This window comes from Winogradskya consettensis, assembly GCF_018332715.1.
In the GTDB taxonomy this organism is placed as follows: domain Bacteria; phylum Actinomycetota; class Actinomycetes; order Mycobacteriales; family Micromonosporaceae; genus Actinoplanes; species Actinoplanes consettensis.
In genome coordinates this window covers 1-18845 of sequence record NZ_BOQP01000089.1, presented here as the reverse complement: position 1 = coordinate 18845, position 18845 = coordinate 1, and the positions used below count along the sequence as shown (strand labels likewise).

Sequence of the window (18845 nt, the reverse complement as noted above, 5' to 3'; positions counted from 1 at the left end):
GAGCTGAGCTGAGCTGAGCTGGGCTCGGCCACCGGGTGGCCGAGCCTCGTCAGCGGGTTACTTCTTGTCTTCCTCGTGGCCTTCCTTGTCGACCGAGGCGGCCGAGATGGTCGGCTTGTCGTCGGCCGGGGCCGGGGCGGTGGCGTCGCCGCGCTCCGGTTCGGGCTGGTCCTTGCCGCCCTTGAGCAGTGACTCCAGCGCGGCGCCCGAGACCCGGCGGAACGTGCGGCCGCGACGCCGGCGGTCCAGGACCGCGACCTCCAGCTGCGCGGCCCCCAGCTCGCGGGTGCTGCCGTTCTCGCCGCCGACGCTGCCCAGACCCTTGATCGCCACGGCCAGCGCCGTTGCCAGGTCCGCGGTGACGTCGTGGCGTTCCTTCAGCACGGTGGAGATGGCCTCGGCCGAGCCGCCCATCGCCATGAAGCCCGGCTCGTCCATGACCGAGCCGTCGTACGTGATGCGGTAGAGCTCGTCCGCCGCCGGGTCGGCGCCGACCTGCGCGACGCAGATCTCCACCTCGTACGGCTTCTGCGTCTCGGAGAAGATCGCACCCAGGGTCTGGGTGTACGCGTTGGCGAGCGCGCGCCCGGTGACGTCGCGCCGGTCGTACGCGAGGCCGTTCAGGTCGGCCATCCGCACACCGGCCCGGCGCAGGCTCTCGAACTCGTTGTAGCGGCCGACAGCGGCGAAACCGATCCTGTCGTACAACTCGCTGATCTTGCGCAGCGAGGTGAGGTTCTCAGCGACCAGCAGGATGCCGCCCTCATACGTGAGGACGACGGCGGAGCGGCCGCGGGCGATGCCCTTGCGGGCGTATTCCGAGCGGTCGCGCTGGACCTGCTCGGGCGAGGCGTAGAACTGCATGGCCACGGGTGGCTACTCCTAACGATGACCGGAATCGGGGACGAAAACGAGGACCGGGCGATCAGCCGCCCGGGTTCTCCATCCGGCCGGCGACCACGGCCTCGGCCACGACGGTGACCTCCGCCTCGGTCAGCCGGTGGGTGCCCTCGGCCGTCGCCGTCATCACCACCGGGTAGATCTTGCGGGTCACGTCCGGGCCACCGGTCGCGGTGTCGTCGTCCGCGGCGTCGTACAACGCCTCGACGGCGAGCCGGATCGCGTCCTCGGTGCTCACGCCGGCGCGGTACTTCTTCTTGAGCGCCGACTTCGCGAACAACGACCCGGAACCGATCGCGTCGTAGCCGGTCTCCTCGTAGAGCCCGCCCGCGACGTCGAAACTGAAGATGCGCCCCGGCCGGGACTCATCGGTCGGCGACAGGTCGAACCCCGCGAACAGCGGAACCACGGCGAGACCCTGCATGGCCGCACCGAGGTTGCCGCGCACCATCGCGGCCAGCCGGTTCGCCTTACCGTCGAGCGAGAGCATCGCGCCCTCGATCTTCTCGTAGTGCTCCAGCTCCACCTGGAAGATCCGCATCAGCTCGATGCCGATCCCGGCGGTCCCGGCGATGCCGATCACGGAGTACGCGTCGGCGGGGTGCACCTTCTCGATGTCCCGGCTCGCGATCAGGTTTCCCATGGTCGCCCGCCGGTCACCGGCCATGACAACGCCGTCAGCCGTCGCGATGGCCACGATCGTCGTGCCGTGCGGCGCGAGATCACCGGCCGACAGCCCCGGCGGAAGCGGCCGGCGCCCCGGCAACAGCTCCGGGGCGGCCTGGCTCAGGAACTGCGTGAAGGACGACGTCCCCGCATTGGTGAACACATCTGGAAGACGCCCGGATGGATCAAAAGCCGCTGCCACGTGGTTCCTTTCAGATATGCGATCGCGCCGGCGAGGAACACCGGGTCGTCCCGGAACTGCCCCAGCCCGCCATTGCAGTTGAAGCACAATATCCCGCGCACCCACCCGGTGCGATGGTCGTGATCGAGGTGTTGAGGATCTTCTACGCCACAAATCGCGCAGACGCCACCCTGCTCCGCCAGAAGCTCATCGAACTCCGCCTGCCCGATCCCGTAGCGCCGGCGCAGGTGGTACTCCCGCGACCCGCCGTGGAGCCGCTGCTTGGACTCCTTGCCACGAGCGTTGTGGCATGGCTTGCAGTAGGTGGCGTATCCGGTGATGTCGGCACGGTTTCGGGGAAAATCTGCCAACAGCTTGATGGAGTCGCAGTCGGCGCAATACCGGTGGCCGTCAGGCACCTCGCGAGCCGGCCGCACCTCGCGGCCCTTGCTCTTGAGGACTCGCTTGGCGTAACTGGCTTTGGACCGCAAGTTGAAGCAGTCCTTGCAGTAGCTGCCGCGACCACCGGGCCGCTTGCTGCTGTGACAGAACTGATCCAGCGGCTTCAAGGCGCCGCAATCACGGCAGCACCTCACACCGCCAACGTCTTCCGGCCCCCGTGCCACTCCAGACCCCTTAAGCCCTCTTCACACGGCACTCAATGAACAGGTCCCGAAATAGGACATTCGTGCTCATTGGCCCCCTTTTTGAACGTAACCGCGGACAAATTCCTCGGCATTTTCTTCCAGAACGGAGTCGATTTCGTCCAGGAGGTCGTCGACGTCCTCGGTGATCTCCGCGTGCCGCTCGGCGACCTCGGGATTGGCCTCGGTGGTGACGTCCTCGATCTCCTCGTCGCGCTTGCCCTTGCCGGACTGCGACTGGCCGCCGGTGTCTCGAGTTGCCATCGGTGTCCCCCTTCAAGACCCAACCGCTTCGGGTTGGGAAAAACCTACCTCGCGAGTACGACGAAAAGCGGTGCGCCGCCGCGTGTTTCTCTGCGGGCGAACCCGCGGAGAAGCACTACCGGCTGGTGATCACCTCGAGCAGATCCTTCGCGGTGTCGCACTTGTCGAACAGGGCGCCCACGTGCTTCTTGGTGCCGCGTTCGGGTTCCATCATCGGGACCCGGACGAGGGATTCACGGCCGACGTCGAAGATGACCGAGTCCCAGCTGGCAGCGACCACTTCGGACGCGTACCGGGCGAGGCACTGGCCGCGGAAGTACGCCCGGGTGTCCTCGGGCGGCTCCACCATGGCGCGGCGGGTCTCCTCGTCGTCGAGGAGCGTCTTCATCGAGCCCCGGGCCACCAGGCGGTGGTAGAGGCCCTTCTCCGGGCGCACGTCGGAGTACTGCAGGTCGACGAGGCCGAGCTTGGGTGACGACCAGGTGAGGTTCTCGCGGTCGCGGTAGCCCTCGAGGAGGCGCAGTTTGGCGACCCAGTCGAGCTCTTCGGAGCATTTCATCGGGTCGTCGCCGAGGCGGGTGAGGACGCTTTCCCAGCGGTCGAGCACGTCGACGGTCTGCTCGTCGGCGTCGGCGCCGTAGCGCTCGTCCACGAAGGCCTTGGCGCGCTCGTAGTAGGCCCACTGGAGGTCGAGGGCGGTGAGCCGGCGGCCGTCGCGCAGGCGCATGAGGTGTTTGAGCGACGGGTCGTGGCTGACTGCTTTGAGCTCGCTGACGGGGTCGGCGATGCCGAGCTCGCCGGTGAAGACCTTCGCCTCGATCATGGCGAGGATCAGGGCGCTGGTGCCGACCTTGAGATAGGTGGAGATCTCGGAGAGGTTCGCGTCGCCGATGATCACGTGCAGGCGGCGGTACTTGTCGGCGTCCGAGTGGGGTTCGTCGCGGGTGTTGATGATCGGGCGCTTGAGGGTGGTCTCGAGGCCCACCTCGACCTCGAAGAAGTCGGCGCGCGAGGAGATCTGGAAGCCTGCGCCGGAGCCGTCCTGCCCGATGCCGACGCGTCCGGCGCCGCAGAAGATCTGCCGGGTGACGAAGAACGGGGTGAGGTGCGCGACGATGTCCGCGAACGGCGTCTGGCGGCTCATGGAGTAGTTCTCGTGCGAGCCGTACGACGCGCCCTTGTTGTCGGTGTTGTTCTTGTAGAGCTGGATGCGGTGGGTGCCGGGGATGGTCGCGGCACGGCGGGCGGCCTCGGCCATGACGCGTTCGCCGGCCTTGTCCCAGCGGACGATGTCCAGGGGGTTGGTGCATTCGGGGGTGCTGTATTCGGGGTGGGCGTGGTCGACGTAGAGGCGGGCACCGTTGGTCAGTATCACGTTGGCCAGGCCGAGGTCCTCGTCGGCGAGTGCGTCCGCCGGGTCGTAGGCCGCGCCGGAGTAGGTGAAGCCGCGTGCGTCGCGCAGTGGCGACTCTTCCTCGTAGTCCCATCGGGCGCGGCCGCCGCGGTTGTTCAGCTCCGGCCGGGCTCCGTACGCGTTGACGACCTGGGATGAGGTGACCATCGGGTTGGCGCCGGGCTGTCCGGGCACGGAGATTCCGTACTCGACCTCGGTGCCCATGATTCGCCGAACGCTCATGCGATTACTCCGCCCGCCACTGTGCTGCCGTTGCCCATGTATCGAGCCTAGACGCTTCCGTAGCAGTTCTCGCCCCGGGCCGTACCCGGAACGCCACGCTTAGTAAAGAAAACGCGGGCGAGGGACAAGCCCCCGCCCGCGTCTCTGCGGCTCGATTACAGGTACTGACCGGTGTTGCTGGCCGTCTCGATGGAGCGGCCGGCCTCGGCGCCCTTGCCGCCGGAGACGAGCGTGCGGATGTAGACGATCCGCTCGCCCTTCTTGCCGGAGATGCGGGCCCAGTCGTCCGGGTTGGTGGTGTTGGGCAGGTCCTCGTTCTCGCGGAACTCGTCGACGCAGCTGTCGAGCAGGTGCTGCAGGCGCAGCCCCTTCTTGCCGGAGGTGAGGAATTCCTTGATGGCCATCTTCTTGCCGCGGTCGACGATGTTCTGGATCATCGCGCCGGAGTTGAAGTCCTTGAAGTACAGGACCTCCTTGTCACCGTTGGCATAGGTGACCTCCAGGAAGCGGTTCTCCTCGGACTCCGTGTACATCCGCAGGACGACTGCCTCGATCATGGCGGCGACGGTGACGTCCCGGTCGTTGCCGTGCTCGGTGAGGTCGTCCGTGCTCAGCGGCAGGCCGCTGAGAATGTACTTGGCGAAGATGTCCTTCGCGGCTTCCGCGTCGGGGCGCTCGATCTTGATCTTCACGTCGAGCCGGCCGGGTCGCAGGATGGCCGGGTCGATCATGTCCTCACGGTTGGAGGCGCCGATGACGATGACGTTCTCGAGGCCCTCGACACCGTCGATCTCGCTGAGCAGCTGCGGGACGATGGTGTTCTCGACGTCGGAGGAGACGCCGGAGCCACGGGTGCGGAAGATCGAGTCCATTTCGTCGAAGAACACGATGACCGGCGTGCCTTCGCCGGCCTTCTCCCGGGCCCGCTGGAAGACCAGGCGGATGTGCCGCTCGGTCTCACCCACGTACTTGTTGAGGAGCTCGGGACCCTTGATGTTGAGGAAGTAGCTGGTGTGCTTCTCCTCGCCGCGGCGCTCGGCGATCTTCTTCGCGAGCGAGTTGGCGACCGCCTTGGCGATCAGGGTCTTACCGCAGCCGGGCGGGCCGTAGAGCAGGATGCCCTTCGGCGGGCGCAGCTGGTGCTCCCGGAACAGGTCGGCGTGCAGGAAGGGCAGCTCCACCGCGTCGCGGATCTGCTCGATCTGCGAGTGCAGACCACCGATGTCGGTGTAGTCGACGTCCGGCACCTCTTCGAGGACGAGCTCCTCGACCTCGCTCTTCGGGATGCGCTCGTACGCGTACGCCGAGCGCGGCTCGATCATGAGTGAGTCGCCGGCCCGCAGCTTGGAGACGATCAGGCTGTCGGCGAGGTGGACGATGCGCTCCTCGTCGGAGTGCGAGACGACCAGGGCCCGGTCTCCGGGACCGCCGTCGGGGTTGTCCAGCACCTCTTTGAGGAGGACAACCTCGCCGACCCGCTCGTAGCCGAACGCGTCGACCACGTTGAGCGCGTCGTTGAGCAGGACTTCCTGCCCGCGTTTGAGCTCCTCGACCTCGAGGGACGGGGAGACTGCCACGCGGAGCTTGCGGCCGCCGGTGAAGACATCGACGGTGCCATCCTCGTGCGCGGCCAGGAAGACGCCGTAGCCGCTGGGCGGCTGGGCGAGCCGGTCAATCTCTTCTTTGAGAGTGACGATCTGAGCCCGGGCTTCCTTGAGGGTCGCCACGAGCCTGTCGTTGTTCTCTGTCACTCGGGAGAGCTGCGCCTGCGTTGCCGCGAGCCGTTCCTCGAGTTGACGGACGTGTCGGGGGCTTTCGGTCAACTTCCGCCGAACCAGAGCGAGTTCCTCCTGCAGGAACGCAACCTGGCTGGAGAGATCGTTGGCCTCTTTCTCCCAACGTGCGGCGCGTGAATCCGCCTCGTCGCTACGTGCCACGTCCCACCTCCCCGGGGGCTCGAACGTTCTACCCACAACACTAACCGCTGAACGGCGGATTTCGACCCATGCAACACCCTCGTCACTGAAGCTTGATCGATTGGGGCAGGTGGGCACGCCGAGTGGTCAGGGGGTTCGGGTACCGTCGGTCAGAGCTATCGAGGGGGGTGTCCGGTGTCCGTGCAGACCGGTACAGACGAGCTTGAGGTCTGGGTGGACCAGGACCTGTGCACCGGCGACGGGCTGTGTGTGCAGTACGCGCCAGAGGTGTTCGAGTTCGACATCGACGGGCTCGCATACGTCAAGGACAGCGCCGGTGAGCTGCTGCAGAGCCCCGGGGTGCGGACCGGCGTCCCGGCGCACCTGGTGCTCGAGGTGATCGATTCGGCGAAGGAGTGCCCGGGCGACTGCATCCACGTCGTGCGTGCGTCCGACGACGTGGAGGTCGCCGGCCCGGAGGCCGAGGACTAGACCGGAATCCCCGAGGAAAATGTCACAGTGTCGGGCGTCCGACCAAAGATGCGACAACTCGGGAAAATTCCTCCAACCGGGCAATCTGCCCGGGACCGCCGTCGTCGAGGGTCTTGCCGAACCGCAGCGCGTCGTGACGCAGCGCGGCCCGGCCCTCCTCCTCGGCCATCCCGGGCGGGGGCACGGCGTCGTCGACCGAGCTCAGCAGCAGGTAGACGTCGATGCTGTCGACCCGCGCCTGCCCGCTCGACGTGCGGGTGAGCCGCCGGCGGCAGCCCACCTCGGTCACCGTCGACAGCGGCACCACCCGCAGCGACGAGGTCATCGACCCCACCGGCCCGTCGCCGGGCGCCACGTCCTCGCCGTGCCACAGCACGAGGCGGCTGCCGTCACAGATGACGACCTCCTGCCACACGCCGTTGACCTCGTTGACGAAGCGCTCGAGGGTGAAGCAGAGCACCGACGCGCCGCGCAGCACGCCGAAGAGGGCGTCGAGGGCCACCTCCGGATCGCGCAGGTAGGCGCGGGCAGCCGAGTCCAGGTCCTCGTACGGCGACCAGTCGGGGAACACAGCCGGCATCTCGTTGCTGCCCCCGAACGGCGGAGAACTCATCGCGCCCACCCGTTCCCTCCAAGCCCGAACAAACCGCGACGGAAACTACCGGATGTGGCTCACGTCGTCACGCCACCGGATCGTCGTCCTCGACAACCGGTTCCTCCGCGGCGACGGCTGCCTCGTTCGCCACTGCGGCGGCGAGCGCGGCCTGGGCGGCGCGGCGTAGTGCGTACGCCTCGGCGCCCTTGCTCGGCTTGCGCCGCCGCGGGGGTGCCGTGACGCCGGGGGCGAGTTTGCGGGCCGAGACCAGGAACGCGGTGTGCGCGACCATCCTGTGGTCCGGACGGACAGCAAGGCCCTCGGCGTGCCAGTCGCGCACGAGCGACTCCCAGGCGCGCGGCTCGGTCCAGCCGCCACGCTCGCGCAGCGCCTCCACCAGCTCCGACAACTGCGGGGTCGTGGCGACGTACCCGATGAAGACACCACCGGGGATGAGCGACTTCTCGACCATGTCGAGGGTCTCCCACGGGGTCAGCATGTCGAGGATGATCCGGTCGAAACCGGTCTCCGTGTTGCCCGCCACGTCACCGTGGTGCAGGTTCCACGCCGGGCGCGGCCCGCCGAAGAAGGCCTCGACGTTCTTGCGGGCGATGGCAAGAAAATCTTCCCGCATCTCGTACGAGTGCAGCTCACCGCCGCCGCCGACCGCCCGCAGCAGCGAGCAGCTCAACGCACCCGACCCCGCACCGGCCTCGAGAACCTTCGCTCCCGGGAAGATGTCACCCATCGCGACGATCTGCGCGGCGTCCTTGGGATAGATGACCTGCGCGCCCCGGGGCATCGACAGCACGTAATCGGACAGCAGCGGGCGCAGCGCCAGGTAGGCGGTGCCCCCGGCGGAGACGACGACGCTGCCGTCGGGCAGCCCGATCAGCTCGTCGTGCGAGAGGGCGCCGCGGTGGGTATGGAACTCCTTACCGGGCTCCAGGACGATGGTGTGCATGCGGTTCTTGGGATCCGTGAGCTGCACGCGGTCGCCCGGCCGGAACGGCCCGCGGTGGGCGGGCACGACTTCTTCGGCGACGGTGTTGTCCTGAACGGTCACTGATCCCTCTCTCGATGTATCACCTGGTGTCACGGCGCGGCGCCCGGCGCGGCTCCAGCAACTGCGCCAGGTCCGCGACGCGCAACACGCCGACGACATCCTCGCCTGCCGTCACCGCGTACTGTGCACCCGGGTGGGCCTGAACGGCCCGGACCACCTGCTCGCCCGTGAGATCCGCGGCCAGGACCGGCACCCGCGCGAGATCCCTGGCCACCGTGTCGACACTCACCCATGGCCGTCGCTCGGCCGGCACTGCCGCCATCGCGGCGTCATCGACCAGCGCCACCACCCGGCCCTCGGCATCGGCCACGGCCAGGCTCTGGTGCGATTCGGCGCGGCGTTGTGCCTCCGCGAGAGGCATCCCCGACGGTACGCGGTAAAGCGGCCGGGCGAGCGCCGCAAGCTCGACCAGCGGGAAGCGACGCGTCATCCGCGCCAGCCGGATCGACTGACCGGCGCCCTGCCACAGCGTGAATGTGACCAGAAGAATGAAGATCACCCCGAACAGGGTGAGCACCTCGAGCCGGTAGAGCGTGATCACGGCGAAAGCGGTCAGCAACGCGATCCCCCGCCCGGCCCACGCCGCGACCAGGGTGGCCGTGTTCCGATCCTTGATCACCGCCCACACCACCGCCCGCAACGCCCGCCCGCCGTCCAGCGGCAGCCCCGGCAGCACGTTGAAGATCGCCACGATGACATTGCTCGCGGCCAGCTGGAACGCGATCTCCCCGGCCACGGTCCGCTCCGGCAGGGCGAACGCCGCCCCGGTCGCCACCGCCCCCAGCACCAACGACACGGCCGGCCCGGCCAGCGAGATCAGCGCCTCCACCCGCGGGCTAGGCGCGTCCCGATCCATCTCGGTCCATCCCCCGAGCAGCTCCAGCGTGATCCCCCGCACACCGATGCCGTAGCGCCGCGCCGTCAGCGCATGCCCCAGCTCGTGCAACAGAACGGACCCCATCAGACAAACCACAAACCCGAGGCCGATGGCGTACGCGTAGACGGGCCCCAACCCCAGCTCGCTCTCCGCATACCCCCCGTAAACCACCATGACCAGGACCGCGAGCAGAATCATCGAAGGGCTGGCGAACACCGCGAACCCCAGCACCCGCCCCAGCGGCCGCCTGCCACGCCGAGCCACCGGTGTCCGCTGAACGTCATCCTCCACGCGATGGATGCTACGGACCGACCCTGAGAGCCGGTTTTGTCGTACCTCTCCCCTAGCCTTGGGGGTATGACGGCAGAAGCGGTTACGTCCTCCTCGTCCCCTGCGCCGCCCCCGGCCGCCCTGCCCCCGGTTTCGGCCGATCTGCCCCCGGTCTCGGCTGACCTGCCTGCGGTCTCGGCTGACCTGCCTCCGGAGAGCGCGGGTTCCCCGCTACCCGGCGTCGCTGGGCCGTCGCTGTCCCCGTCCCGCGCCGCCGACTTCAAAACCTGCCCGCTGCTGTTCCGCTACCGCACGATCGACCGCCTCCCCGAACAGCCCTCCCGCGACCAGGCCCGAGGCACCCTCATCCACGCCGTCCTGGAACGCCTCTTCGACCTCCCCGCCGCCGACCGCACCCCCACCGCCGCCGCCGCCCTGGTCGAACCCGAATGGCACCGCCTCGTGGAACGCGAGCCCGCCATGTCCGCCCTCTTCACCACTCCCCCCACGGCGCCTCCCGGAGCCGCAGGGCTTACCGGAGCCGCAGGGCCTTCCGGAGCCGCCGCGGAATCCGGGCCTGTCGCGGAATCCAGGCCTGTCGCGGAATCCGGGGTTGATGCAGAATCCGGGGCTGATGCGGCTGCCGGAGCTGGCGCGGAATCCGCAGCTGGCGCGGAATCGGCAGCTGGCGCGGCTGCCAGAGCTGATGTGGCTACCGGAGCTGATGCGGCTGCGGGAGCTGATGCGGCTGCGGGGGTACTGCCGGGGATGCCGGAGCCGGTGGCGGAGGACGAGGTCGCGCAGCTGAAGGCGTTCCTGGCGGGGGCTGGCCAGTTGCTGGACGGCTACTTCGCAGTCGAGGACCCGCAACGCCTGGAGCCGGCTGAGCGCGAGAGCCTGATCTCCACCCTGATCAACAACGACCTGCTCATCCGCGGCTACATCGACCGCCTCGACGTCTCCCCCGCCGGCGACCTGCGCGTGGTCGACTACAAAACCGGCGGCGCCCCCCGCGAGGCCTTCGAAGGCCGAGCCCTGTTCCAGCTCAAGTTCTACGCCCTGGTCCTCTGGCGCACCCGCGGCGTAGTCCCCCGCGTCCTGCGCCTGCTCTACCTCAAGGACGCCGAAGTCCTCGACTTCAGCCCCGACCCCGAAGAGCTCGAACGCTTCGAACGCACCCTCGTAGCCCTCTCCCAAGCCATCGAACGAGCCAAACAGGACAAAGACTTCCGCCCCAAACCCAGCCGCCTCTGCGGCTGGTGCAACCACAAGGCCCACTGCCCCGAATTCGGCGGCACCCTCCTCCCCTACCCCACCCTCACCCCGATCCCCACCCAACCCACCCCCGCCGACGACATCACCGCAGCCCACAACGAGCCCTGACCCCCTCGACCCCGAACCTGCCTGCCCGCTCGGCTGCCTGCCTGCCCGGCTGCCTGCCCGGCTGCCTGCCCGGCTGCCTGCCCGGGTGCCTGCCCGGGTGCCTGCCCGGCTGCCTGCCCGCCCGCCCGGCTGCCTGCCCGCCCGGGTGCCTGCCTGGCTGGCACGGTCAGCTGGGCCTGAGCGGGCAGGCGGTGCCGATGCGGGCGGCCAGGTCGGATCGCAGCGCCTCGAGGGCAGCCATCCGCTCGTCGACCGTGCGCGCTTTCTCAGCCAGCAGCGCGGAAAGCGCCAGGTCCTCATCCGGTGCGCCACGCAGCTGCTCAACGACCTGGGCGATCTCCGCAAGCGAGAACCCCAGCCGCTGCGCGGTGCGAACATGCCGCAACCAGGCCGCAGCCTCCGGCGGATAGTCGCGGTACCCGTTCGCCAGCCGCGTCGCCGCAATGAGCCCGAGCTTCTCGTAGAACCGAATCGTGTCCCTGGTCGCACCCACCTGCGCGGCCAGCTCACCGATACGCATGACGTTCTCCCCCACGATCCGGCTTGACCTTGGACCGTACTCCACCCCTTACCGTTCGGGCTCCCCCGTCGTCCCGCCCCAGGCAGGAGCCCAGCAATGAACCATCCCTCCCCCCGCTACCGTCAGCTCGTCCGAGCAAGCGCCTGGTACGACCTCATCGTCACCGCAGGCTTCGCCACACCGTGGACCTACCTCCTGCTGCACGGCCTGCTGTCCTCAGCCGGTGAAACGTTCGGCGTCCCGCCCCTCCCTGCCGCCACCCCGATGGAGATCCTCTTCGCGAACCTCATGGGATCCGTCGTGGTCATCTGGGCAGCCCTGCGCCTCACCCGCCCACTGCCCACCCACGGCCTCCTCGACGGAATCGCCCGAGCCCTGTTCGCCATCTGGCAGGGATACGCCCTCACCCAGGGCGTCACACCCCTGCTGTGGCTCTTCCTCACCGCAGAAGTCTCATTCGCCATCGCACAACTCGCCCCCTGGCTCCACACCCGACCGTCTCTCACCCCCCGACCCACCCCGAACTAACCGACCCAACCCAGCCCAGCCCAGCCCGTCCAGCCCAGCCCGTCCAGCCCAGCCCGTCCAGCCCAGCCCGTCCAGCCCAGCCCAGCCCCTGCCAGCCCAGGTGGGTGGGGCTGTGTCGGATCGTGGTCTGTCCCATGGGGAGCTCAGGGTGGGCACAGGGACGACGTGCGAGGGTCGTGGCGACGGGCTGCGATGAGGTTCGATCGCTTAGGGTGAGCGCCGGGGTGCGGTTCCGGGGGAGGTCGGGCTTGACGGCGGGCGAAGAGATTCAGGGCCGTGCTGGGGTGGCGGGCTGCCCGAGCAACCCCACCAGCGGCCGAGCCGGCGCCCAACCCGGCGGCCCAGCCAGAATGCCAACCAGCGCTCCGACCACCGCCCCAACCGGCAGCCCAGCCGCCACCCCAACCGGCGGGCGGGCTGTGCGGGTGTTGCTGGCTCATGATCAGCCGATGTTGCGGGCGGGGCTGCGGATGGCGCTGGCGGGGGCTGAGGGGCTGGCCGTTGTCGGGGAGGCCGGGGACGGGGTTGAGGCTGTTGACCTGGCGCGGCGGTTGCTGCCCGATGTTGTGGTGATGGAGCTTCGGTTGCCTCGGCTGGACGGGCTCGGGGCGACGCGGGGCATCGTGTTGTCGGGGTTGCCGGTCCGGGTGCTGATCATGACTGCGGACGCGCCCCGGGGTGATGGAGCGGACGGGCAGCGCGAAGCGGACGAGCAGGTCCTGGGGGCCGTGGCTGCTGGGGCTGCGGGGTATCTCGGTAAGGATGTGCCGGCCGGGGAGCTGGTGGCGGCGATCAGGACCGTGGCTGCCGGCGGTGCGGTGGTGGCGCCGCTGATTCTGGGCAGGTTGCTGAGCCGGTTCGCCGAGTTGTTGCCGGTGGCCGGGGACTCGCTGCCGGGCAAGGCGCTCGAGGGGCTGACCGAGCGGGAGCGGGAGGTTCTCGTGCACGTGGCGCGGGGGCATTCGAATGCGGAGATCGCGGTTGCGCTGACCGTCAGTGAGACGACGGTAAAGACGCACGTGGGGCACGTACTGACGAAGTTACGGTTGCGGGATCGGGTGCAGGCTGTTGTCCTCGCGTACGAGACAGGGCTGATCCGGCCCGGCGATGGAGCCGGACCGGATCGCTGACGGTGAGTGTCACGCAGCTGCCGGGAGGTCTCCCATCGCGCGGTGGACGTCGATGTGGCCGCTCGCAGTGCGGATCTTGAGCTCGAGGGTGGCGGCGTTGGTCGGGACGTCCGAGGGCATGGCGAGGTCGCTGGTGGTCTTGCCGGAAGCGGTGTCCAGGTCGAGCCAGACGCCCGTGCCCGGGGTCACGCCGACGGTGACGTCGCCCGATGCCGTCTTGACGACGGCCTTGCCGCGGATGAGCGACCCGACTTCGACGTCGCCCGAGGCAGATTCTGCCTTGAGGGACGCTCCGGCCCGACGGATCGTGATGTCACCGCTCGCCGTGGTCGCGTTGACGTCACCGGTGACGTCACCCACGACGAGCTCGCCCGACGAGGTGTGGATGCGCAGGCAGCCGCCCACCCGGTCGGCCGTCAGGTCGCCGCTGGCCGCTTTGATGTGCGCGTCGCCGGTGACGTGGTCGAGGTGGAGACTCGCCGAGGCGGCGTTGACGTTCGCTGTCGTGTAGCGGCCGGCCAGGCGCAGGTCAGCCGCGGCGGACCTGACGGCGAGGGAGCTGTCGAGCGGCACGCGTACCTTCACATCGGCTTTTTCTCCGCGACGCCAGCTGAAGCCGCCGCCCTCCGGGCTGTGCACGATCAAGGTGTCGCCGTCCAGGGCGACCGTGAAACGGCCGTCGTCCGGGGCGATGTCGACGGTGACGGTGTCGCGCTCCTCGGCGACGACCTCGGCCGTGCCGCGCTGGACCTGCAGGGAGACGGTGACGGGGGTGGCGTGCGAGAACTCGGTCATGATGGTCCTTCCTTTCGAAGGGGTCAGGCCTGCGCGAATCCGGTGATCCGGCGGCCTCGGGAGCGGGAATCCGGCTGACGGGCCGGCGGGTTCTGCTGGGCGGCGGCCGCGACGGCGCGGACGAGCCAGGCGTTGACGGAGATGCCCTCGGCGGCCGCGGCCAGCTCGGCGTGGGTCTTGAGGGACTCCGGCAGCCGCAGGGTGATGCGGGCGAGGTCGCCGGTGTCGGCGACGACCGGCTGCGGGGCGGGGGTCGGTGTCTCTGCGGGGGTCTCGCTGACCACGAGGTCGGCCTCGCGGCCGCGGAGCCGGACGTCGACCACCGGGCCCTGGAGCCGGGTGGTGATCTCCGCCGCCGCGTCGGACAGGGCTTCGAGCAGGACGAGCCGCACCGACGACTCGAGGGCCGAGCCCAGCAGTTCCGCGGCCCGGGTGGTGTCCGGGCCGCCCGGGGCGGCGGCGGCTGCGAGGTCGTCCCGCAGCGATTCGAGGTACGGCGTCAGGTCCATGACACCACTATGACGTCACTCGTGACGCCTGTCAACGTCACCGTGATGTCAGTGTGGAATCTCCGGGGTAACCCTGAGCCGGACTGGGTGGGCACCCCCAGCGAATCTCCGCGTACCGCTCCGCCTTCGGGCCGACGAATGCAGCGGGTTGCGCCGAAAGACTGAGCCCGGCAGTTGAAATTCAGACAGGGGGACGGACAGTGACACCGACGACGACCGGCGAAGCCATAGCGGCACGGGCCGACGAGGTCTGGAAGGTGTACGGCTCGGGTGAGGCGCGGGTCGTCGCGCTACGCGGGGTGAGCGCGAGTTTCGGGCAGGGCCGCTTCACCGCGATCATGGGCCCGTCCGGGAGCGGGAAATCGACACTCATGCACTGCCTGGCGGGCCTGGACACCGTCGACCGCGGATCTGTGCACATCGGGGGTACACAGGTCAGCGGGCTCGGCGACAAGGCGCTCACCCGGTTGCGCCGCGACCGGGTCGGGTTCATCTTCCAGCAGTTCAACCTGCTGCCGACGCTGAGCGCCGCGGAGAACATCCGGCTGCCGCTCGACATCGCCGGCCGCAAGCCCGATCCGCAGTGGTGGGACGTCGTCATCGACACCGTGGGGCTGCGCGACCGGCTCTCGCACCGGCCCAGCCAGCTCTCCGGCGGCCAGCAGCAGCGGGTCGCGTGTGCCCGGGCCCTGGTGGCACGGCCCGACGTCATCTTCGCCGACGAGCCCACCGGCAACCTCGACTCGCGCTCCGGCGCCGAGGTGCTCTCGTTCCTGCGCGCCAGCGTCCGCGAGCACCGCCAGACCATCGTGATGGTGACCCACGACCCGGTCGCCGCGAGCTACGCGGACCGGGTCGTCTTCCTGGCCGACGGCGAGATCGTCGACGAGCTGCACGACCCGACCGCCGAGACCGTGCTCGACACGATGAAGCGGCTGGACACGTACGGCGAGCCGGTGATGATCTGATGCTGCGCGCCACGCTCAAGAGCCTGCTTGCCAGAAAACTGCGGCTCATCCTGTCGGGGCTGGCCGTCGTGCTGGGCGTCATGTTCGTCGCCGGCGCGTTCGTGGTCACCGACACACTGGGCCGCTCCTTCGACGGGCTGTTCGCCGACGCCTACTCCACGACGGACGTCGGTGTCACCGCTGTCCCCAAGGCCGCCGTCGACGATGTCGACGGCGAGGAGGTGCCCACTCCCCTGCCTGCGGTCACGCTCGACAAAATCAAGAGCATTCCTGGCGTACGGGTGGCAACTGGTCTGTCAGAAGCGGACGGCGCCCGTGTCATCGGCAGCGACGGGAAGGTCCTCACCTCCGTCGGACCGCCGCGCATGGGAACGGCGTGGACCGGCGAGGACGGCCTGCTCCAATTACGCCAGGGGCGAGGACCCACCGCGGACGACGAGATCGCCGTCAACGCCGCTGTTGCCAAGGCAGCCGGCATCAAGCTCGGCGACCGTGTCGGGGTGCTGACCCTCGAACCGAAGAAGGAGTTCACGCTGGTCGGCGTGTGGGGGTACAGCGGCGACCGCGACAGCCTCGGCGGCGTCCAGGAGGTGGCGTTCACCGAGCCGGTCGCGCAGAAGCTGATGCTCGGGCGTACCGGCATCCTCAGCTCGATCCGCGTCCAGGCCGCCGCCGGAGTGACGCCTGAGCAGTTGCGCGACGACGTCGCGGCGGCGCTCGGCAGCGGCTACAAGGTCCGCACCGGCGAGCAGATGGCCCAGGACAACGCCGCCGGCCTCAAGGAGGGTCTCAGCTTCGTCAACCAGATCCTGCTCGGGTTCGCGGGGGTCGCCCTGTTCGTCGGCGTCTTCCTGATCCTCAACACCTTCTCGATCATCGTGGCGCAGCGCACCCGCGAACTCGCCCTGATGCGCGCCCTCGGCGCCGGCCGCCGCCAGGTGATCACCTCGGTCATGGTGGAGGCAGTCGTCATCGGCCTGCTCGCCTCGATCCTCGGTCTCGCCGCCGGCGTGGGCGTCGGCGCCCTGCTGACCAAGCTGTTCGACACGTTCGCGGGCGGCGGGCTGCAACTGGCCCCCGTCGGCGTGCCGCTCGCGGCCGTGATCAGCTCCTTCACGGTGGGCCTCGTCGTCACCGTCGTCGCGGCGGTCCTCCCGGCGCTGCGCGCGTCGCGGATCGCCCCGATCGCGGCGATGCAGGACGTGGCCACCCCGGACCGCCCGCTGACCGCCATCAGCGTCACCGGTGGAGCCGTCACGGCCGCCGGCGCCGCAGCCCTGGGCACCGGCCTGTTCGCCGACGCCGGCAGCGCGGACCTCTGGCTCATCCTCGGCGGCGTCCTGGTCACCTTCATCGGCGTCGCCCTGCTCACCCCGCTGATCAGCCGCCCGGTCATCAGCGTGCTCGGCCGCCTGTTCTCCTGGTCCCTGCCGGGCCGCCTCGGCCGGCTCAACTCGGCCCGCAACCCGCGCCGCACCGCGATTACCGCAGCCGCCCTCATGGTCGGCATCGCCCTGGTCACCGGTGTCACCGTCGTCATGGACTCCGCCAAGAGCAGCCTGCGCGCCGAAGCCGCCCGCGTCCTCAAAGCCGAGATCATCATCAGCGGCGACCAGAACGGCCCCCGCCCCCCGACCTACGACCCGGCCGTCGTCACTTCCGCCGCCACCATCCCGGGTGTACGCGCGGCCGCGGCCCTCTGGAACGACCAGGTCTCCATCGACGGCGCCCAGACCTGGGTGGACGCGACCGACGACCTGCCCCAGCTCGCGACGGCGTTCGGCGCCGGGCAACAGGCCCCGCTGCGGGACGATCAGATCGTGGTCAGCCGGCCCGAAGCCACCGAACGCGGCTGGCGAACCGGCTCCCAGGTCACCATCCAGGCCTCCCGCGGCGACCCGCGCACCTACACGGTGGCGGCGGTGTTCGCCGAGGACGCCCTGCCCGGCTCCATCATCATGCCGGCCGCGGCAACCAAGGACTTCGGCATCACCCAGCCGATCCTCGGCTTCGTCCGCCTCGACCAGGGCACCACCGTCGACGCCGTGCTCCCGCAGATCAAAACGCTCCTCGCGGACAGCCCGGAAGTGTCAGCCACCGACGCCAACGCCTTCGTCGAGCAACAGGTCTCCACCTTCGACACCATCATCACCATGATCCAGGTCCTCCTCGCCCTGGCCATCCTGATCGCCGTCCTCGGCGTCATCAACACCCTCGCCCTGTCCGTCCTCGAACGAACCCGCGAACTCGGCCTCCTGCGAGCCGTCGGCCTCGGCCGCGCCCAGACCATGCGCATGATCACCGTCGAAGCCGTCGTCATCTCCGTCTTCGGCGCCCTCCTCGGCGTCGTCGTCGGCGCCGGCCTCGGCACCGCGGTCACCCGGGCCCTGGAGAACGACGGAATCACCGAGCTCGTCCTGCCCTGGTCCCGAATGGCAACATATCTGCTGCTGGCAGCCCTGGTCGGCGTGATCGCAGCAGTCATCCCGGCCATCCGCGCCGCCCGCCTGAACATCCTGGGCGCCATCGCCCACGACTGACCGCCACCGACTGACCGCCCAGCCCCACCCACGACCCAACCCGGCCGACCAGCCACGACCCGACCGGGTCAACCACCTGGATCCGCCCAGCCTCGAACCCAATCTGGCCGCCCAGCCTTGAAGCCGAACTGGCCGCCCAGTCATGTATTCGAGCTGAATCGCCCGGCTCTGTGCTTGCGGCAAAGTACGGGGCCGGGCTGCACGCTGGGTATGCGCTATTGGCGTTGGTGGTAGAGGTTTCGTTGGGGTTGTCGGGTGGGGTCGATGTCGGGTGGTGGGATGAAGTCGGGGCGTCGGTCGGGTCCGAGTTGGATGTGCCAGCCGGTGGTGGGGTCGTGGATGAGTCGGTGGTGCTCGCGGCAGAGTAGGGCGAGGTTGTCGAGGTTGGTGGGGCCGCCGTCTGCCCAGTGCGTGAGGTGGTGGGCGTCGGTCCATCGGGGTGGCCGGTCGCAGCCGGGGAAGGTGCATCCTTTGTCGCGGATGTGCAGGGCGCGGCGGATGGCGCCGGTGGCGTGGCGTCGGCGGCGGCCGGCGTTGAGGATTTGGCCTTGTCCGCCGAGGATGATGGGCAGGATCCGGGTGTCGCAGGCGAGGCGTCGGGTGGTTTCGGGTGAGAGGCGTTGGCCGGTGTCGGTGGTGCCGGCGCCGAGGGTTTGGGTGAGTGGGTCGTAGGCGACGGTGACTGATAGTTGGGGTGGTTCGCCGCCGTCGGTAGGGAGTTCGGTGGTGCGTAGGGCGAGGCGGCAGATGTCGGTCAGGGCGTCGGCGCGTTGCTGGGCGGGGGTTCGGTTGTCTTTGGGGTCGGGTTGGCACAGGGGGTGCAGGGCGGCGTGGACGATGGCGGCGTCTTCGATGCCGAGGGTGCCGGTGAGGCGGACGGTGCCGTCGAGGGGCATGGACAGGGTGAGGCCTCGGCGTTTGCGGGCATGGGCTTCTTGGCGGGCCAGGGCGGCGTGGTCGGCGTG

General features: G+C 69.3%; 19 protein-coding genes. 6 read left to right on the top strand and 13 right to left on the bottom strand.

The genetic code is table 11. From position 1 onward, the window contains the following. Window positions 1-57 precede the first annotated feature (57 nt). From prcA to arc, 6 genes are all read right to left on the bottom strand, one after another. The gene (gene prcA, locus Aco04nite_RS48405) at window positions 58-870 is read right to left on the bottom strand and encodes a proteasome subunit alpha (RefSeq protein WP_203839418.1); all 813 of its coding nucleotides are present in this window, start codon (window positions 868-870) and stop codon (window positions 58-60) included. A 55-nt stretch (window positions 871-925) separates the two neighbouring features. Continuing rightward, window positions 926-1768 (bottom strand): proteasome subunit beta, encoded by an 843-nt coding sequence (gene prcB, locus Aco04nite_RS48400; RefSeq protein ID WP_203839419.1) that lies wholly within the window; start codon window positions 1766-1768, stop codon window positions 926-928. After that, entirely contained in the window at window positions 1687-2316 is a 630-nt protein-coding gene (locus Aco04nite_RS48395) for an endonuclease VII domain-containing protein (RefSeq protein ID WP_244876855.1), read from the bottom strand. The genes prcB and Aco04nite_RS48395 overlap by 82 nt, the downstream gene beginning before the upstream one ends. Before the next feature lie 123 nt (window positions 2317-2439). Further along, window positions 2440-2655 (bottom strand): ubiquitin-like protein Pup, encoded by a 216-nt coding sequence (locus Aco04nite_RS48390; RefSeq protein ID WP_106124861.1) that lies wholly within the window; start codon window positions 2653-2655, stop codon window positions 2440-2442. Between the two features lie 115 nt (window positions 2656-2770). Beyond that, the gene (gene dop / locus Aco04nite_RS48385; protein ID WP_344572319.1) at window positions 2771-4291 is read right to left on the bottom strand and encodes a depupylase/deamidase Dop; all 1521 of its coding nucleotides are present in this window, start codon (window positions 4289-4291) and stop codon (window positions 2771-2773) included. Between the two features lie 155 nt (window positions 4292-4446). After that, window positions 4447-6228, bottom strand: a complete 1782-nt coding sequence (arc, locus tag Aco04nite_RS48380) for a proteasome ATPase (protein ID WP_203839421.1) — start codon at window positions 6226-6228, stop codon at window positions 4447-4449. Window positions 6229-6408: 180 nt separating this feature from the next. On the opposite strand from arc, the gene Aco04nite_RS48375 reads away from it, so the two are divergent. Further along, a complete protein-coding gene (locus Aco04nite_RS48375; protein ID WP_203839422.1) occupies window positions 6409-6699 on the top strand; it encodes a ferredoxin in 291 nt (96 codons plus the stop codon). A gap of 22 nt (window positions 6700-6721) precedes the next feature. On the opposite strand, the gene Aco04nite_RS48370 is transcribed toward Aco04nite_RS48375, so the two are convergent. The 3 genes from Aco04nite_RS48370 to Aco04nite_RS48360 form a co-directional block, all read right to left on the bottom strand. After that, window positions 6722-7312: a hypothetical protein gene (locus tag Aco04nite_RS48370; protein ID WP_203839423.1), complete on the bottom strand. Its 591-nt coding sequence runs from the start codon at window positions 7310-7312 to the stop codon at window positions 6722-6724. 67 nt (window positions 7313-7379) lie between these two features. Further along, window positions 7380-8360, bottom strand: coding sequence for a tRNA (adenine-N1)-methyltransferase (locus Aco04nite_RS48365; RefSeq protein WP_213003909.1), 981 nt, complete (start codon window positions 8358-8360; stop codon window positions 7380-7382). A 19-nt stretch (window positions 8361-8379) separates the two neighbouring features. Then, window positions 8380-9435: a site-2 protease family protein gene (locus Aco04nite_RS48360; RefSeq protein ID WP_213003910.1), complete on the bottom strand. Its 1056-nt coding sequence runs from the start codon at window positions 9433-9435 to the stop codon at window positions 8380-8382. Between the two features lie 276 nt (window positions 9436-9711). Between Aco04nite_RS48360 and Aco04nite_RS48355 the strand changes: the two genes are divergently transcribed. Then, window positions 9712-10890: a RecB family exonuclease gene (locus tag Aco04nite_RS48355; RefSeq protein WP_244876856.1), complete on the top strand. Its 1179-nt coding sequence runs from the start codon at window positions 9712-9714 to the stop codon at window positions 10888-10890. Window positions 10891-11056: 166 nt separating this feature from the next. Here the strand turns inward: Aco04nite_RS48355 and Aco04nite_RS48350 are convergent, their stop codons facing one another. Then, on the bottom strand, window positions 11057-11410 hold the full coding sequence (locus tag Aco04nite_RS48350; protein WP_213003907.1) for a MerR family transcriptional regulator: 354 nt from the start codon (window positions 11408-11410) through the stop codon (window positions 11057-11059). Between the two features lie 96 nt (window positions 11411-11506). Here Aco04nite_RS48350 and Aco04nite_RS48345 point away from each other — a divergent pair, with 96 nt between their 5' ends. After that, the gene (locus Aco04nite_RS48345; protein ID WP_213003906.1) at window positions 11507-11938 is read left to right on the top strand and encodes a hypothetical protein; all 432 of its coding nucleotides are present in this window, start codon (window positions 11507-11509) and stop codon (window positions 11936-11938) included. 350 nt (window positions 11939-12288) lie between these two features. Then, window positions 12289-13068 (top strand): LuxR C-terminal-related transcriptional regulator, encoded by a 780-nt coding sequence (locus Aco04nite_RS48340; protein ID WP_213003905.1) that lies wholly within the window; start codon window positions 12289-12291, stop codon window positions 13066-13068. Between the two features lie 9 nt (window positions 13069-13077). On the opposite strand, the gene Aco04nite_RS48335 is transcribed toward Aco04nite_RS48340, so the two are convergent. Continuing rightward, window positions 13078-13863, bottom strand: coding sequence for a DUF4097 family beta strand repeat-containing protein (locus Aco04nite_RS48335; protein ID WP_213003904.1), 786 nt, complete (start codon window positions 13861-13863; stop codon window positions 13078-13080). A gap of 23 nt (window positions 13864-13886) precedes the next feature. Next, window positions 13887-14372, bottom strand: coding sequence for a toxin-antitoxin system HicB family antitoxin (locus tag Aco04nite_RS48330; RefSeq protein ID WP_213003903.1), 486 nt, complete (start codon window positions 14370-14372; stop codon window positions 13887-13889). A gap of 200 nt (window positions 14373-14572) precedes the next feature. On the opposite strand from Aco04nite_RS48330, the gene Aco04nite_RS48325 reads away from it, so the two are divergent. Both Aco04nite_RS48325 and Aco04nite_RS48320 read left to right on the top strand, forming a co-directional pair. Continuing rightward, window positions 14573-15340, top strand: a complete 768-nt coding sequence (locus tag Aco04nite_RS48325) for an ABC transporter ATP-binding protein (RefSeq protein ID WP_213003902.1) — start codon at window positions 14573-14575, stop codon at window positions 15338-15340. Next, on the top strand, window positions 15340-17880 hold the full coding sequence (locus tag Aco04nite_RS48320) for an ABC transporter permease (protein ID WP_213003901.1): 2541 nt from the start codon (window positions 15340-15342) through the stop codon (window positions 17878-17880). The genes Aco04nite_RS48325 and Aco04nite_RS48320 overlap by 1 nt, the downstream gene beginning before the upstream one ends. A 215-nt stretch (window positions 17881-18095) precedes the next feature. Here the strand turns inward: Aco04nite_RS48320 and Aco04nite_RS48315 are convergent. Further along, the coding region (locus Aco04nite_RS48315; RefSeq protein ID WP_213003900.1) for an HNH endonuclease signature motif containing protein at window positions 18096-18845 on the bottom strand (750 nt) is incomplete at its 5' end.

Excerpts from the sequence above, each read along its gene's own strand:
- Aco04nite_RS48345 (WP_213003906.1), top strand. The coding sequence starts at position 11,507 with ATGAACCATCCCTCCCCCCGCTACCGTCAGCTCGTCCGAGCAAGCGCC.
- Aco04nite_RS48330 (WP_213003903.1), bottom strand. The coding sequence starts at position 14,372 with ATGGACCTGACGCCGTACCTCGAATCGCTGCGGGACGACCTCGCAGCC.
- Aco04nite_RS48370 (WP_203839423.1), bottom strand. The coding sequence starts at position 7,312 with ATGAGTTCTCCGCCGTTCGGGGGCAGCAACGAGATGCCGGCTGTGTTC.
- Aco04nite_RS48390 (WP_106124861.1), bottom strand. The coding sequence starts at position 2,655 with ATGGCAACTCGAGACACCGGCGGCCAGTCGCAGTCCGGCAAGGGCAAG.
- Aco04nite_RS48360 (WP_213003910.1), bottom strand. The coding sequence starts at position 9,435 with ATGATTCTGCTCGCGGTCCTGGTCATGGTGGTTTACGGGGGGTATGCG.
- Aco04nite_RS48340 (WP_213003905.1), top strand. The coding sequence starts at position 12,289 with ATGCCAACCAGCGCTCCGACCACCGCCCCAACCGGCAGCCCAGCCGCC.
- Aco04nite_RS48350 (WP_213003907.1), bottom strand. The coding sequence starts at position 11,410 with ATGCGTATCGGTGAGCTGGCCGCGCAGGTGGGTGCGACCAGGGACACG.
- dop (WP_344572319.1), bottom strand. The coding sequence starts at position 4,291 with ATGAGCGTTCGGCGAATCATGGGCACCGAGGTCGAGTACGGAATCTCC.
- Aco04nite_RS48320 (WP_213003901.1), top strand. The coding sequence starts at position 15,340 with ATGCTGCGCGCCACGCTCAAGAGCCTGCTTGCCAGAAAACTGCGGCTC.
- Aco04nite_RS48335 (WP_213003904.1), bottom strand. The coding sequence starts at position 13,863 with ATGACCGAGTTCTCGCACGCCACCCCCGTCACCGTCTCCCTGCAGGTC.